The organism is Xanthomonas sp. CFBP 8151, assembly GCF_011761885.1.
Lineage (GTDB): Bacteria > Pseudomonadota > Gammaproteobacteria > Xanthomonadales > Xanthomonadaceae > Xanthomonas > Xanthomonas arboricola_B.
On the sequence record NZ_JAASQZ010000001.1, the window covers coordinates 782,448 to 797,379 of the forward strand.

11 protein-coding genes are annotated in these 14,932 nt (G+C 63.7%); 5 read left to right on the forward strand and 6 right to left on the reverse strand.

The features are described from left to right. Positions 1-13: 13 nt before the first annotated feature. A complete protein-coding gene (locus FHT08_RS03325; protein WP_002812278.1) occupies positions 14-877 on the reverse strand; it encodes an A24 family peptidase in 864 nt (287 codons plus the stop codon). Between the two features lie 6 nt (positions 878-883). Then, the gene (locus tag FHT08_RS03330; RefSeq protein WP_102251437.1) at positions 884-2,140 is read right to left on the reverse strand and encodes a type II secretion system F family protein; all 1,257 of its coding nucleotides are present in this window, start codon (positions 2,138-2,140) and stop codon (positions 884-886) included. A 364-nt stretch (positions 2,141-2,504) separates the two neighbouring features. On the opposite strand from FHT08_RS03330, the gene FHT08_RS03335 reads away from it, so the two are divergent. Further along, entirely contained in the window at positions 2,505-2,912 is a 408-nt protein-coding gene (locus FHT08_RS03335) for a pilin (RefSeq protein ID WP_102251438.1), read from the forward strand. A gap of 176 nt (positions 2,913-3,088) precedes the next feature. Beyond that, a complete protein-coding gene (pilB, locus tag FHT08_RS03340) occupies positions 3,089-4,825 on the forward strand; it encodes a type IV-A pilus assembly ATPase PilB (RefSeq protein WP_166774293.1) in 1,737 nt (578 codons plus the stop codon). A gap of 298 nt (positions 4,826-5,123) precedes the next feature. Here pilB and FHT08_RS03345 read toward each other — a convergent pair whose 3' ends face one another. Together FHT08_RS03345 and FHT08_RS03350 are read right to left on the reverse strand one after the other, a co-directional pair. Further along, entirely contained in the window at positions 5,124-6,518 is a 1,395-nt protein-coding gene (locus tag FHT08_RS03345) for a sigma-54 dependent transcriptional regulator (protein ID WP_166774294.1), read from the reverse strand. Positions 6,519-6,702: 184 nt separating this feature from the next. Beyond that, positions 6,703-8,316 carry a HAMP domain-containing sensor histidine kinase gene (locus FHT08_RS03350; protein ID WP_104607431.1) on the reverse strand — a complete coding sequence of 538 codons (1,614 nt, stop codon included), beginning with the start codon at positions 8,314-8,316 and terminating at the stop codon, positions 6,703-6,705. 230 nt (positions 8,317-8,546) lie between these two features. Between FHT08_RS03350 and sucC the strand changes: the two genes are divergently transcribed. From sucC to FHT08_RS03365, 3 genes are all read left to right on the forward strand, one after another. Further along, a complete protein-coding gene (gene sucC / locus FHT08_RS03355) occupies positions 8,547-9,716 on the forward strand; it encodes an ADP-forming succinate--CoA ligase subunit beta (RefSeq protein ID WP_104607430.1) in 1,170 nt (389 codons plus the stop codon). A gap of 24 nt (positions 9,717-9,740) precedes the next feature. Beyond that, a complete protein-coding gene (gene sucD, locus FHT08_RS03360; protein ID WP_011038208.1) occupies positions 9,741-10,616 on the forward strand; it encodes a succinate--CoA ligase subunit alpha in 876 nt (291 codons plus the stop codon). A 426-nt stretch (positions 10,617-11,042) separates the two neighbouring features. Further along, positions 11,043-12,683: an NAD+ synthase gene (locus FHT08_RS03365; RefSeq protein WP_166774295.1), complete on the forward strand. Its 1,641-nt coding sequence runs from the start codon at positions 11,043-11,045 to the stop codon at positions 12,681-12,683. A gap of 9 nt (positions 12,684-12,692) precedes the next feature. Here the strand turns inward: FHT08_RS03365 and FHT08_RS03370 are convergent, their stop codons facing one another. Further along, positions 12,693-13,679: a hypothetical protein gene (locus FHT08_RS03370; protein WP_166774296.1), complete on the reverse strand. Its 987-nt coding sequence runs from the start codon at positions 13,677-13,679 to the stop codon at positions 12,693-12,695. Between the two features lie 334 nt (positions 13,680-14,013). Then, complete coding sequence (locus FHT08_RS03375) at positions 14,014-14,895, reverse strand: outer membrane protein assembly factor BamD (RefSeq protein ID WP_104536105.1); 882 nt, start codon at positions 14,893-14,895, stop codon at positions 14,014-14,016. Positions 14,896-14,932: the final 37 nt, after the last annotated feature.

Genomic DNA, 14,932 nt, shown 5'->3' on the forward strand with positions numbered 1-14,932 from the left:
CGCCGTACCCCGGTCAACGCAGGCCTGCGAAGTGCAGGTAGCCGTCCACCAGGTCGTTGCCCCAGAAGAACACCACCCAGCCGGCGATGGCCAGGTAGGGGCCGAACGGGATCGGGGTGGCGCGGTCGCGGCCCTTGGCCACCAGCCAGATCGAGCCGAGGATGGCGCCGACCAGCGAGGAGATCAGGATGATCGGCAGAATGCCTTTCAGCCCGCACCAGGCACCGAGCGCGGCCAACAGCTTGAAGTCGCCGTGGCCCATGCCTTCCTTGCCGGTGAGCTGCTTGAACAGCCACCACACCGTCCACAGCGAGACATAGCCGACCGCCGCGCCCAGCAGGGCCGGCTTGGCCGGCATGTAGAGGTTGTCCATCGAGCCGACCAGACCCAGCCACATCAGCGGCAAGGTCAGCTGGTCCGGCAGCAGCTTGTGGCGCAGGTCGATGCCCGACATCGCCACCAGGAAGCAGCTCAGCACGATGGCGCCGAAGCCCTGCCAGCCGAAGCCGAAGCGCCAGACGCTGGCCACGCACAGTATCGAGGTCAGCAACTCGACTAATGGGTATTGGAGGGAGATCGGCTTGCCGCTGTAGCGCGACTTGCCGCGCAGCATCAGCCAGCTGAAGAGCGGGATGTTCTCCCACCACTTGAGCTTGTCGCCGGTGACCGGGTCGTGCGATGGCTCCACTACGATGCCCGGCGGCGGCGGCTCATAGATGTCCGGCAACTCCAGGATCTCGCGCGCATCGCGCCGCCACTGCCATTCCATGCGCTTGGGCAAGCGCAGGATCACCACGTTCAGGAAGCTGCCGATCAGCAGTCCCAGTCCGGCCGCGGCAGGAAAGCCGAGACCGGGATGCTGGTCGAGAAATGCCATTACGTCTTATCCAACCACCGAAGCGAGCTTGAAGATGGGCAGGTACATGCCGATGACCATGCCGCCGACAATGGTACCAATGAATACCATGATCATGGGTTCTAGCAGGCTGCTAAGCGCGTCAACTGCATTGTTAACCTCTTGCTCAAAATACTCGGCAACTTTGAACAGCATTGCATCCAGTGCACCAGCTTCCTCACCAATAGCAGTCATCTGGACAACCATATGCGGAAAGAGGTTGACCTGCTTCATGGCCACATTCACAGGATAACCAACAGAAACATCGTCACGCATGCGCAGCACTGCCTCTTCATAAACCGAGTTGCCCGTAGCGCCAGCAACGATACTCAGCGCCTCCACCAAGGGCACGCCGGCCTTGAACGTTACGGCAGTCGTTCTAGCGAAGCGTGCTACGGAGCTGTTGTGCATGATTTGTCCAATAACAGGTACCTTCAAAATCAGCCGATCCATACCATGTTGCATAGCCGGGGACCGTTTATAGGCGAAAATAAGCCCGCCAACAGTTCCAACAGCGACGATTAGCAGTGCCCACCAGTAAGAAACCATGAAACGCGACGCATTGACAATCAATTGTGTGAAAGCCGGAAGCTCTGCGCCAAAGCCTTTGAAAACATCTTCAAACTGGGGAACCACCCAGATGAGCAAGATGGAGCTAACTAGCAACGCCACCGCCATCACCATCGCAGGATAGAACAGGGCTTTTTTGATCTTGCCCTTGAGCGCCTCGATGTTTTCTTTGTAGCTAGCTATGGTATCAAGGACCGTCTCTAAGACACCCGCGCTTTCGCCTGCTCGAACCAAGTTTCGATAAAGTTCGTCAAACTGAACTGGATGTTTGCTGATTGCTTCGTGGAGCGAAGAGCCGCCTTCAATGTCAGTACGGATCTGGCCGATCATTGTGCGCATGCGGGGATTCTTTTGACCACTGCCGATGATCTCAAGGGCCCCTACAATGGGGACGCCAGATTTCATCATCGTTGCCATTTGTCGACTGAAGAACGAAATGTCTTTGGCAGTAATCTTCTTGCCTGCTGCACCAAACAATGGCTTCGGCTTGACCTTGACCACAGTTGGATTGATGCCTTGACGGCGGAGTTCTGCGCGCAGCAAATTGGCGTTTCGGGCAGTCTGCTCACCCTTCATCTTCACGCCGCGCTTGTCTGTGCCTTCCCACACAAACGGACTCATCTGATCGGCAGTGGTTGCCGGTTTTTTCTTGATTGCACTGCGCACTGCTGACATTAGCTATCCCCAGCCGCCATCCCCAGGCGGATACAAGCGGGATGTTAGCCGGTTCCAGATCATCTGGCATCCTCGTCTTTCCGCAGGGTCTGAGGAGGGGGGGCGATAGATGGCAGTGAAAGTGACACTGTGCGTCAGCTTATGACTCGAGCCGTCCGAGTTCCCAGCCGGTCGCAGATCCGTTACAAAGTAGATGCGTCTCTCACAAGATCGGGCATCATTTGCTCCGGGGGATTTACGGGGACATGTCGACGAGTTGGCATGATTCCTGCTTTGACTGCCCTGCACGTGGCAACCGTCGCGCGGCGCCCAGGGGAAGTGGCCCGTGGGCGGATAACTTCACAAAAAACTCTAGGGGATACCTATGAAGAAGCAACAAGGTTTTACGCTGATCGAACTGATGATCGTTGTGGCGATCATTGCAATCCTGGCTGCAATCGCGCTTCCGGCTTATCAGGATTACGTAGTGAAGTCGCAGGCGGCCTCGGCCCTTGCTGAAATCACCCCCGGCAAGGTTGGGTTCGAACAGGCAACCAACGAAGGTAAGACTCCTAGCACCGCAACTGCCGATGCCGGTTTCATTGGTGTTGGTCCCACCACCTCTTACTGCACTGTGGCCCTTACCGCTACGACGATCACTTGCACGACCAAGGGTGGTAATGCCACCAAGTTCAATGACAAGACACTGACTTGGACGCGTGACGCCGCAACTGGCTTGTGGAGCTGTGGTTCTAACCTTGATGCTAAGTACAAGCCGGGCAAGTGCACCTGATACCAGCGTTAATAGTACTTTTTTTAGTACTGGAAAAAAACGGCCCTGCAGGAAGCTGCAGGGCCGTTTTGCTTGAAGAAATCCGCAGCTGCTAGGCGAAAGGTTCGGATCTATGTGAGGTCTTCAAGCAGCCTGGTATATGCTCATCATTAACCATGATTCGGCGAGCAAGAGCTATGAGTCTAGCGGGAACTGCTAATTTGGTTGGAATAACTGGCATTGCGAGGCGCCTCGTTCAGGACGGGGTACTTGACGAGGTGCTAGCCCGTTCTGCAATGGAGCAGGCTACTTTGGCCAAGATTCCCTTGCCGCAGTGGTTCGCCGAGAAGAAACTGGTATCTGCAGCGCAGTTGGCTGCGGCCAATGCAGTCGAGTTCGGCATGCCCCTGATGGACGTGTCCGTTTTCGACACCAGCCAGAACGCGGTCAAGCTGGTCAGTGAGGAGTTGCTCCAGAAGTACCAGGTGCTGCCGCTGTTCAAGCGCGGCAACCGGTTGTTCGTGGGGGTGAGCAACCCGACCCAGACGCGGGCGCTGGACGATATCAAGTTCCATACCAACCTGGTGGTCGAGCCGATCCTGGTCGACGAGGACCAGATCCGTCGCACCTTGGAGCAGTGGCAAGCCAGCAATGCGGCGCTTGGCTCGTCGCTCGGTGACGACGATGAGGGGATGGGCGACCTGGACGTGTCGGCCGGCGACGAGGACATGGGCGCCGGCGGGGATTCCGGGGTCGATGCCAAGGGCGACGACACGCCGGTGGTGAAGTTCGTCAACAAGGTGCTGGTGGATGCGATCCGGCGGGGAGCCTCCGACATCCACTTCGAGCCCTATGAAGACGACTACCGGGTGCGCTTGCGCATCGACGGGCTGCTGAAGAACGTGGCCAAGGCGCCGGTGAAGCTGAACCAGCGCATCGCGGCGCGCCTGAAGGTGATGTCGCAGCTGGATATCGCCGAGAAGCGGGTGCCGCAGGACGGGCGCATCAAGCTCAACCTGTCCAAGACCAAGCAGATCGACTTCCGTGTGAGCACCTTGCCGACCCTGTTCGGCGAGAAGGTGGTGCTGCGTATCCTGGACGGCAGCGCGGCCAAGCTGGGCATCGAGAAGCTGGGCTACGAGGCGGACCAGCAGAAGCTGTTCCTGGATGCAATCCACAAGCCGTACGGCATGGTGCTGGTGACCGGGCCGACCGGTTCGGGCAAGACGGTGTCCCTGTATACGGCACTGGGTATCCTCAACGACGAGACGCGCAACATCTCCACCGCCGAGGACCCGGTGGAAATCCGCCTGCCTGGCGTCAACCAGGTGCAGCAGAACAACAAGCGCGGCATGACCTTCGCCGCAGCGCTGCGCTCGTTCCTGCGCCAGGACCCGGACATCATCATGGTCGGCGAAATCCGCGACCTGGAGACGGCCGAGATTGCGATCAAGGCCGCGCAGACCGGTCACATGGTGCTGTCCACGCTGCACACCAACGATGCGCCGCAGACCATCGCGCGTTTGATGAACATGGGCATTGCCCCTTACAACATCACCTCGTCGGTGACGCTGGTCATTGCGCAGCGTCTGGCGCGGCGCCTGTGCAACAACTGCAAGCGCAAGTCGAGCCTGCCCGAGCATGCGTTGCTGGCCGAAGGCTTCACGCCGGCGCAGATCGCTGCCGGGATCGAGCTGTATGAGGCGGTCGGTTGCGACGAGTGCACCGAAGGCTACAAGGGCCGTACCGGTATTTACCAAGTGATGCCGATGACCGACGAAATCGGCGCGATCGTACTGGAAGGCGGCAACGCGATGCAGATCGCCGAGGCGGCACAGAGTATCGGCATCCGCGACCTGCGCCAGTCGGCGTTGGTCAAGGCCGCGCACGGGGTAACCAGCCTGGCCGAGATCAATCGGGTGACCAAGGACTAAGGCCGGGAATCGGGAATCGGGCTTGGGGAATCGGAGAAGCTGGCCACTGCGGTAATCCTTTTCACCCAAGCTGTTGCTCACCGGTTTTGGCGAAACTGGGCAACGTTGCGAAGCCGTAATAAGAAGGGCGCTTCCTCGTAAGAGGAGCGCCCTTCTTATTGGTGAACAGCATAAGGCTATGAATGCCGTCCTCTAAGCTCATCGAGACGTAGAGGCCAAAACAGAGCAGTCAAAGCAATTAAACACGGTCAACCCGCTTTTGCGATTCCCGATTCCCCAATCCCGACTCCCGGCCCTTCTACTCCATCCCCAACTTCTTCAACTTGTAACGCAATGCCCGAAACGTGATGCCCAGCTGCGCGGCGGTCTTGGTCTTGTTCCAGCGATTCTCTTCCAGCGCTTTCTGGATCGCGGCGCGTTCCAGTTGCTCGATGTAGGAGGGCAGGGCGGCCGAGGCGGGGTCGATGTCGACCACCGCTTCGCGGGGTTCGACAGCGGCGCTGCCGGGGCTGGCAGCCAGGCGGTGGCCGCCGTGGGCGGGCAGGCGCAGGTCGGTGGCGCTGATCTGGTCGTCTTCGGCCAGGGCCAGGGCGCGTTCGAGGATGTTTTCCAGCTCGCGGACGTTACCTGGGAATCCGTACTGGTCCAGCGCGTCGAGCGCGGACTGGGTCAGCAGCGGAATCGGCCGGCCGTGGCTATGCGCCAGGCGCGCGATGATGGCCGCGGCCAGTTGCGGCAGGTCGCCGCCGCGTTCGCGCAGCGGCGGCACGCGCAGTTCGATGACGTTGATGCGGTAGTACAGGTCGTGGCGGAAACGGCCGTCGGAGACCAGGTCGCCCAGGTTCTTGTGGGTGGCCGAGAGGATGCGCACGTCCACCAGCGACTCGCCGGAGGCACCGACCGGGCGTATCGATTTCTCCTGGATTGCGCGCAGCAGCTTGACCTGCATCTGCAGCGGCAATTCGGCCACTTCGTCCAGAAACAGCGTGCCGCCATGCGCGGCCTGGAACAGGCCGGGCTTGTCGGCATGCGCGCCGGTGAAGCTGCCCTTCTTGTGGCCGAAGAATTCGCTTTCCATCAGTTCGGCGGGGATGGCGCCGCAGTTGACCGGCACGAACGGGCCGGCCGCGCGTGCGCCCTGTTCGTGGATGGTGCGGGCGACCAGCTCCTTGCCCACGCCCGATTCGCCGACGATGTAGACCGGCGCCTGGCTGCGCGCGACCTTGCCGATGGTGGCGCGCAGGCTTTCCATCGCACTGGAGTCGCCGAGCAGGCGGCTGGCCTGTTCCGGCGGCGGCGCGGGCGGGGCGGGGCGGTCGCGGTTGTTCAGTTCCAGCGCGTGCTTGACCAGGCCGCGCAGCACGCCGATGTCCACCGGCTTGCTGACGAAGTCGAAGGCGCCGGCCTTCAACGCTTCCACCGCCAGGTCCATGCTGCCGAACGCGGTGATCATCGCCACCGGGGTCTGCGGATAGTGCTTGGCGATTTCGGTGACCAGTTCGATGCCGTTGCCGTCGGGCAACCGCATGTCGGTCAGGCACAGGTCGTAGGGATTGTTGGCCAGCAGCTCGCGGGCTTCGGCCAGGTTGGCCGCGGTGCTGATGCGCAGGCCCATCCGGCCCAGGGTGAGAACAAGCAGTTCGCGAATGTCACGCTCGTCATCGACAACCAGTGCACTTTTCGGTTCGTTCATGTGGCGCAAGATAGCCCACGGCGATGACAGTCGACAATTGCCGGGCGCGGTCGGGCGGAACGATTCACGCGATCAACAATGCTGCGCCGGTCGGATAAAGCACGATGCGCAGCGGCTGGCCGCAGGCACACGATCGCAGCAGATGCGCACTGGGCTTGCTCCAGGCATGACGCAACGCTCCCGCTCACTTCCCGAGCAGGCTATTGGGCCCCTGCAACAGGATCCGGAAACACGCGCCGCCGCCCGGCACCGACACGTAGTCCAGTTGCGCCTGGTTGGCGCGGCACAGTTCCTGGGCGATATACAGGCCCAGCCCGGTGCCGTGTTCGGAGGTGGTGTAGAACGGGCGGAACAGTTGTGCGGCCACGGTCTCCGGGATGCCGGGGCCGCGGTCGACCACGTCGATCACCGCCATGCGCTCCATGCGCTCCACACGTAGCTTCACCCGCGCCGGCTCGTCCATGACCCGGCCGTATTTGAGTGCGTTGTGCACCAATGCGGTCAGGATCTGGTGCAGATGCTTGGGGTCGACCAAGGCATGCACGGCATTGCCCTGGATGCTGGCTTCCAGGATGTCGGTTTCCATCGACAGGGTCTGCCGGTACTCGACCACGAAGCGGCGCACGAAGGCGGCCAGATCCAGGTTGTCCGGGCTTGCGCGCTCGCGGCGGGCCAGCGCGAGCACGCTTTCGACGATGCCGTTGGTGCGCTGGCATTGCTGGTGGATGATCTGCAGCAGGCGGCGGTCGGCATCGCCGATGTCGGGGGATTCTTCCAGCAGCTGCGAGGCGTAGCTGATCGCCGCCAGCGGGTTGCGGATCTCGTGCGCCAGGCTGGCCGAAAAGCGTCCCATCGCCGACAGGGTGAGCGATTCGGCGCGCCGCGACACCACGCTGGCATCGTCCAGAAACACCAGTACCAGGTCGCTGTCGGCGAGCAGGCGCACGAAGCGCGGCTGCACTTCCGGGCGGTCGGCGCCCAGTTGCAGCGGGGCTTCTTCCTGGCGCCAGCCGCTGCGCCAGCGTTGCAGGCGGCGCGAGAGTTCGGGAGTGAGCGCGGCCAGCGACAGGTCGACCGGGGCGTTGCGCTGGTCGCCGTCGCCGAGCAGCGCCAGCGCCGCCTCGTTGGCCAGCGTGATGCGGTTGTGCGTGTCGACCACCAGCACGCCGGTGCGCATGCGGCGGATGATCAGTTCGTTGATCTCGTAGAGATTGGCCACCTGCGCGCCGCGCTCCTCGGCCAGCATCTGATTGCGGCGCGCACGCGCGGCGATCTGCTCGCAGATGAAGGCCACCGCGACATAGCTGGTGGCGAACATCGCCAGTTCGGCCACCGGGCGGGTGGCGCCGCCGCCTTCCAGCACCGTCCACAGGTACTCGAGCACGGTGGCGGAACTGGCCAGTACCGCGATGCCCATGCCGTAGCGCAGGCGCAGCAGGATCGAGGCGGCGGCGACATTGAACAGCAGCATCATCGCGATGCCGGCGCTGGCACCGGGCAGCGCGTGCGTGGCCAGGGTCGCGGCGAGGATGTCGGCGATCACCGCGCACAGCACGGTAGCGGTCAGGCGGCGCTCGTTGCGGCCCCAGAACAGCAGCGGGATGGCCAGCGACAGGTAGCCGATCGCCACGCCGGCCGCCAGGCGCGGGTAGCGCGGCTCCGGGATCGCGTCGGACAGCGGGCTGAACACCAGGGCGGCGATCAGCCCGGCCACCAGCACCCGGTACAGCGAAAAGAAGTACAGCTCGCGCTGCGGCGCGGACTGGATCCGGTCGATAAGCGATGGGCTGGATGGCAAACCGATTCCCCGCTGGAGCAAGCCGCGAGTATAGGCAGGTGCGCGGCCCGCGTAGCGCTTGCGCACAGTGCCGGGCTGCGCGCAAGCGCCGCAAACGGCGGGCACTCCCGCCGGCTTTTGCGCCGCACGGCGTGGTCGGCCACAATAGGCGGCCCGTTCGCGTCTCTTGACGTGCCGCCCCGGCGGTCTGCGTTGCACGCAGCGGTCGTTTCCTTTTCCCACGGTGACGCATGAATTTCCACGAATACCAGTCAAAACAGCTGCTTGCCGAGTACGGCATCCCCGTTCCGGCCGGCAAGGTCGCGGCGACCCCGGACGAAGCGGTTGAAGTCGCCAATTCCCTGGGCAAGGGCCCCTGGATGGTGAAGGCGCAGATCCACGCGGGCGGTCGCGGTAAGGCTGGCGGCGTCAAGTTCTGCAAGACCACCGACGATGTGAAGGCCGCAGCGGCCAAGATGCTCGGTACCAAGATGTCCACCTACCAGACCGCCGGCGTCGAGCTGCCGATCAACCTGGTGCTGGTGACCACCGCCGGCGAGATCGTCAAGGAGCTGTACCTGTCGATCCTGGTCGACCGCGGCACCAAGACCATCACCTACATCGCCTCCAGCGAGGGTGGCGTGGAGATCGAACAGGTCGCCGCGCAGACGCCGGAGCTGATCCACTCGCTCAACGTCGATTTCGTCGAAGGCGTGCAGGGGTACCACGGCCGCGACTTCGGCTTCAAGCTCGGCCTGACCGCCAAGCAGGCCGGCCAGTTCGCCAGCATCATGGTGAACCTGTATCGCCTGTTCAACGAAAAGGATCTGGCGCTGGTTGAAATCAACCCGCTGGCGATCCTGGACGACGGCAACCTGTACGCGCTGGACGGCAAGTTCGACAGCGACGACAACGCCGCGTTCCGTCAGAAGCAGCTGATCGCCATGCGCGACAAGACGCAGGAAGACGAGACCGAAGTCACCGCGTCGGAGCTGGACATCAACTACGTCACCATGGACGGCAACATCGGTTGCATGGTCAACGGTGCAGGCCTGGCCATGGCCACCATGGACGTCATCAAGCTCAACGGCGGCGAGCCGGCGAACTTCCTGGACGTGGGCGGCGGTGCCAACAAGCAGCGCGTCATCGAGGCGTTCAAGCTGATCCTGTCCTCGGACAAGGTCGAAGGCATCTTCGTCAACATCTTCGGCGGCATCGTCCGCTGCGACATGATTGCCGAGGGCATCATCGCTGCGGTCAAGGAAGTGGGCGTCAAGGTTCCGGTCGTGGTGCGCCTGGAAGGCACCAATGTGGAGGAAGGCAAGCAGCTGCTGCGCGACAGCGGCATGGCCATCATCCCGGCCGACAACATCAACGACGGTGCCAAGAAGGTCGTCGAAGCTGTCAAGAACGCCGCCTGATTCACGACACCGAAGGAACTATCCATGTCCGTTTTGATTAACAAGAACACCAAGGTGATCGTGCAGGGCTTCACCGGCCAGCAGGGCACCTTCCACGCCACTCAGATGATCGAGTACGGCACCCAGGTCGTCGGCGGCGTGACGCCGGGCAAGGGCGGCACCACGCATATCGACCTGCCGGTGTTCAACACCGTGGCCGATGCCGTGCAGAGCACCGGCGCCGATGCGTCGGTGATCTACGTGCCGCCGCCGTACGCGGCCGATGCCATCCTAGAAGCGGCTGCGGCCGGCATCAAGGTCATCGTCTGCATCACCGAAGGCATCCCGGTACTGGACATGCTGCGCGTCAAGAACGTGCTGACCCGCTCGCATCCGGACACCGTGCTGATCGGGCCGAACTGCCCCGGCGTGATCACCCCGGGCGAGTGCAAGATCGGCATCATGCCGGGCCACATCCACAAGCCGGGCAAGATCGGCATCGTGTCGCGTTCGGGCACCCTGACCTATGAAGCGGTCAAGCAGACCACCGAAGTGGGCCTGGGCCAGAGCACCTGCATCGGTATCGGTGGCGACCCGATCAACGGCCTGAACTTCGTCGACTGCCTCAAGCTGTTCAACGAAGACCCGCAGACCGAAGGCATCATCATGGTCGGCGAGATCGGTGGCGACGCCGAGGAAGCCGGTGCCGAATACATCAAGCAATTCGTGAAGAAGCCGGTGGTCGGCTTCATCGCCGGTGCGTCGGCGCCGGCCGGCAAGCGCATGGGCCACGCCGGTGCGATCGCATCCGGCGGCAAGGGCACTGCCGAAGGCAAGTTCGCGGCGATGGAAGCTGCCGGCGTCAAGACCGTCCGTTCGCCGGGCGATCTGGGTGCGGCGATCGCTGCGCTGGTGAAGTAAGCACGCTGCGCGCGCAGGCGTGTGAGCGTCAGAAAGGCCGCCTTCGGGCGGCCTTTTTTGTGGCGGCGATATCTGATTGCCGGAGCCGGTGGCCAAGCGATGCGTCGTGTCAGCGGTTTGGTCGATCGTCGTTGTCTGTAGTGCCTTGTCGGCTAAGTCGATCGGCTTGCACGGTTCGATTTGGAGCCCTTGGCTGTTGTGCATTCTGCTCGGCAACGAATCCGAGCGATGACGACGCAGCCGGCCATCACCCACGCAGGCGACGCGCACGCAGTGGACCAGTAACACTGGGGCAGCAGCAGATCCCTGCATGCCGGCGTGCTTCTGGAATAATGCAGGCTTGGCGGCGACGCCGGTCTGCATCCCGGTCTCTTGCCGGATGCGGCCCCGCCATGCCTCTCCAGCTGCATTCGCATAGGCCTTCCAATGTCCCAGACGCTTCGCATCGCCATGGCGCAGTTCGACTTCCCGGTCGGCGCCGTGGCGCGCAACACCGACCGCATCATCGATTTCATCGCGGCAGCGCGCGACGAGTTCGATGCGGACATCGTGCTGTTTCCCGAGCTGGCGATCAGCGGCTATCCGCCGGAGGATCTGCTGCTGCGGCCCGGCTTTCTCGCCCATTGCGAGAAAGCGCTGGCGCGCATCGCCGCCAGCACGCAAGGGATCGTGGCGGTGGTCGGCTGGCCGCAGAGCGCCGGCAGCGTGGTCTACAACGCCGCCAGCGTGTTGCGCGACGGGCGTACCGAGGCAACGTACCGCAAGCGCGAACTGCCCAATTACGCGGTGTTCGACGAGCGCCGCTATTTCGACGTGGACCCGGATGGCGACAACTGCGTGGTGACGGTCAAGGGCGTGCAGGTGGGCGTGGTGATCTGCGAGGACCTGTGGTTTGCCGAGCCGCTGGCCAGGACCGTGCAGGCCGGCGCCGAGCTGGTGCTGGTGCCCAACGCCTCGCCCTACGAGCGCGGCAAGCATGCCCAGCGCGATGCCCTGCTGGCCGAGCGCACCCGCGAGAGCGGGGCGGCAATTGCCTATCTCAACGTGGTCGGCGGCCAGGACGCGCTGGTGTTCGACGGCGCATCGGTGGTGGCCGATGGCGACGGCACCGTGCATCCGGCCGCTGCCGCCTTCGTCGATCAGTGGCTGGTGGTGGACTACATCGCCGGCGAGCGCAGCTTCACCCCGGTGGTGTGGGTGGACGATGGCGACGAGAGCATGGACGCGCTGGCCTGGCGCGCCGTGGTGCGTGGGTTGCAGGACTATTGCCGCAAGAACGGCTTCAGCAAGGTCTGGCTGGGCCTGTCCGGCGGCATCGATTCGGCGCTGGTGCTGGCAATGGCGGTCGATGCGCTGGGCGGCGACAACGTCACCGCGGTGCGGTTGCCGTCGCGCTACACCGCCAATCTGTCCAACGATCTGGCCGACGAGCAATGCCGCGCGCTGGGCGTCAGGCTGGAAACCATCGCGATCGAGCCGGCGTTCGAAGGGTTGCTCGCCGCGCTGGGACCGCTATTCGAAGGCACCCAGCCGGACATCACCGAAGAAAACCTGCAGTCGCGCAGCCGCGGCGTGATCCTGATGGCGTTGTCCAACAAGTTCGGCGGGCTGCTGCTGACCACCGGCAACAAGAGCGAATACGCAGTGGGTTACGCCACCATCTACGGCGACATGTGCGGTGGTTATGCGCCGCTCAAGGACCTGTACAAGACCGAGGTGTTCGGCCTGGCCAAATGGCGCAATACCGTGGGCGGAGCGCCGGTGATTCCGCCGGCAGTGATTTCGCGCCCGCCTTCGGCCGAGTTGCGCGACAACCAGACCGACCAGGATTCGCTGCCGCCATACGATGTGCTGGACGGCATCCTGTATCGCTACGTCGACCAGGAGCAGTCGCGCGACGACATCGTCGCGGCCGGCTATGCCGCCGACACGGTGGAGCACGTGCTGCGGCTGGTGCGGCTCAACGAGTGGAAGCGCCACCAGGCCGCGCCTGGGCCGAAGGTGTCGCGGCGTGCGTTCGGCCGCGAGCGGCGTTACCCGATCACCAATGGCTACTCCGGGCAGTAGCCCGACCGGCTATTGCGGTCGGTCGCCCGGCGCACCGGCCACCGCTGCGGCGGCCGGTGCTTGAGCGAAGCGGGTGAGCAGGTCCAGGGTGGGCTTGGGCCGCGCCAGGTCGTACATCAGGCCGAAATGGCCTTCGGCGCCCTGGATGGTGGTCTGGTCCAGCAATTCGTAGACGTTCATTTCGGACACCACGTCGGCATAGTTGGCGCGCACGTTGCGCAGCAGCTGCGCCAGACTGTCGTAGCAGCCGCGGTCGCCTTCGGCACCGCCGCTGGTGTTGCCGGTGTAGATCTCCGCACAGTTGAGCTCGTTGAAGAACACCGCCGTGTGGTAGATCTGCGCGGCGGTGCGCAGCTGGCCCAGATACAACTCCGCCCAGTAGCCGGCATCCTGGTGGAAGGCGTAGTAGTGGAAGCTGATGTGGTCGAAGTCGAAGCCGGCCGCCTTGGCCTTGGCCAGGAACCACAGCGAGCCACTGCGATCGCCGGGGCAGCGTGCGTCGGCGCTGCGGTCGTCGCTGTTGCAGGCGGTGATGTTGATGGTGAAGCGCAGGCCGGCGCCCAGTTCGTTGGAGGCCTGGCGCATGCCCAGGTACATCGTGGTCATTGCCGCGATGCGCGCATCGGCCTCGGCGCGGACCAGATCCTGTTCGTTGCCGATCTCCCAGACCTTGATGTCGGCGGCATAGCGGCGTGCCAGCTGGTAGCCGATCCCGCGCGACATCGGGTAGACCATCGGGCGCAGCGTGATGCCGTACTTGCGCGCCAGCGGGACCAGGACATCCAGTGTTGCGTAGTCGCGCGGGTCCACATCGAAACGGTAGCTGCGCAGATTGCGCGCGGCCAGCAGCTTGAAGCGGGCCTCGGCCTGGGCCATGGGGTAGGCGGGGCGGTTGTCGTGGGCGTTGACGCCGTAGACGATGGGTGCTGCGGTGGCGGTCGTGGCCATGGCCGCCAGCAACAGGACGAGCACGAACGGGACGATGCAGCGGGACATGCGGCCTCCTGGGTTGGCGCCAGCGGAGCGTCGGATCCTCTTCCAGGCCGAGTATAGGCAGCGCGCAGGTGCGGTTCGGTGACCTGGTGCCGGGTCTGGCGACATGCCCGCAGCTGCCGCAGACAGGGGCGACCCGCTGCGGGAGGATGGCACGTGCGCGTAATGCAGGACGGCCGATCTCTCGGTCGATCAGGCGTCACTGTCGTCGAGCACCGCAGGCGCCTGCGGCAATCGGCGCGCCGGCACCACCGCAGGCGTGTTGCTGCATCCGCATTGCCGCACTAACAAAAAGGGGCCTTGCGGCCCCTTTTCATCACACCAGCGCCTGGTGATCTCAGTCGCGGCTCATCTGTGCGTTGCGCTGACCGGTGGCGGCGGACTTCTCGCCGGCGAACGGGTTGAGCTTGCGGATGGCCCAGGGATACTTCGGCCAGTTGCCGGTCAGCCACGGATGCTGCGGGCTGTTGAGCTCCAGCACGCGGCGCGCGTCGGCGGCCAGGGTCTTGTTGCCCAGGTGGGTGTAGGCCTCGGCCAGCACCGCCACTGCGTCATATTGGTAGGCGCTCTGCGGATAGGTTTCCAGCAGGTAGTTGGCACGACCGGCCGCCGAGACCCAGGCGTTGCGCCGCAGGTAGTACAGCGCGTTGTCCAGCTCGTGCTGGGCGAACACGTCGCGCAGCTCGATCATGCGCTTGCGCGCATCCGGCGCGTAGCGGCTGTTCGGGTAGCGGTCGGTGACGGTGTTGAAGTCGTTGTAGGCCTGCTGCGGCGAGGACAGATCGCGACGGCTCGGATCCAGCGACCACACACGGCGCAGGAACACCGTGTCGCGGTTGCTGTTGGCCAGCCCGCGCAGGTAGTACAGATACGAGATGTTGCGATGGGTCGGGTAGGTCCGGATGAAGCGGTCGACGCTGGACACGGTGTCGTCGTGCTTGCCGGCCTTGTACTGGGCGTAGGCGGTTTCGATCATCGCCTGCTCGGTGTACGGGCCGTACGGATACTGGGCGATCAGGCGCTTGTAGCTGGCTTCGGCGCCGGCCCAGTTGCCTTTCTCCATCAAGCCGTGGCCCTTGCCGTAGAGCTGCTCGACCGGCATGCCTTCATCGGGATTCTTGTCCTTGGCGCCGCGGTGGCAGCCGGTGACGACGAACGCCATAACCAGCATGAGGGCAATAAGGCGCACAGGCGCGGAAAACGTGGACCGTCGGATCATGGGTCTGGGCAGGACGCATCAGGAAAACGAGAGCGCG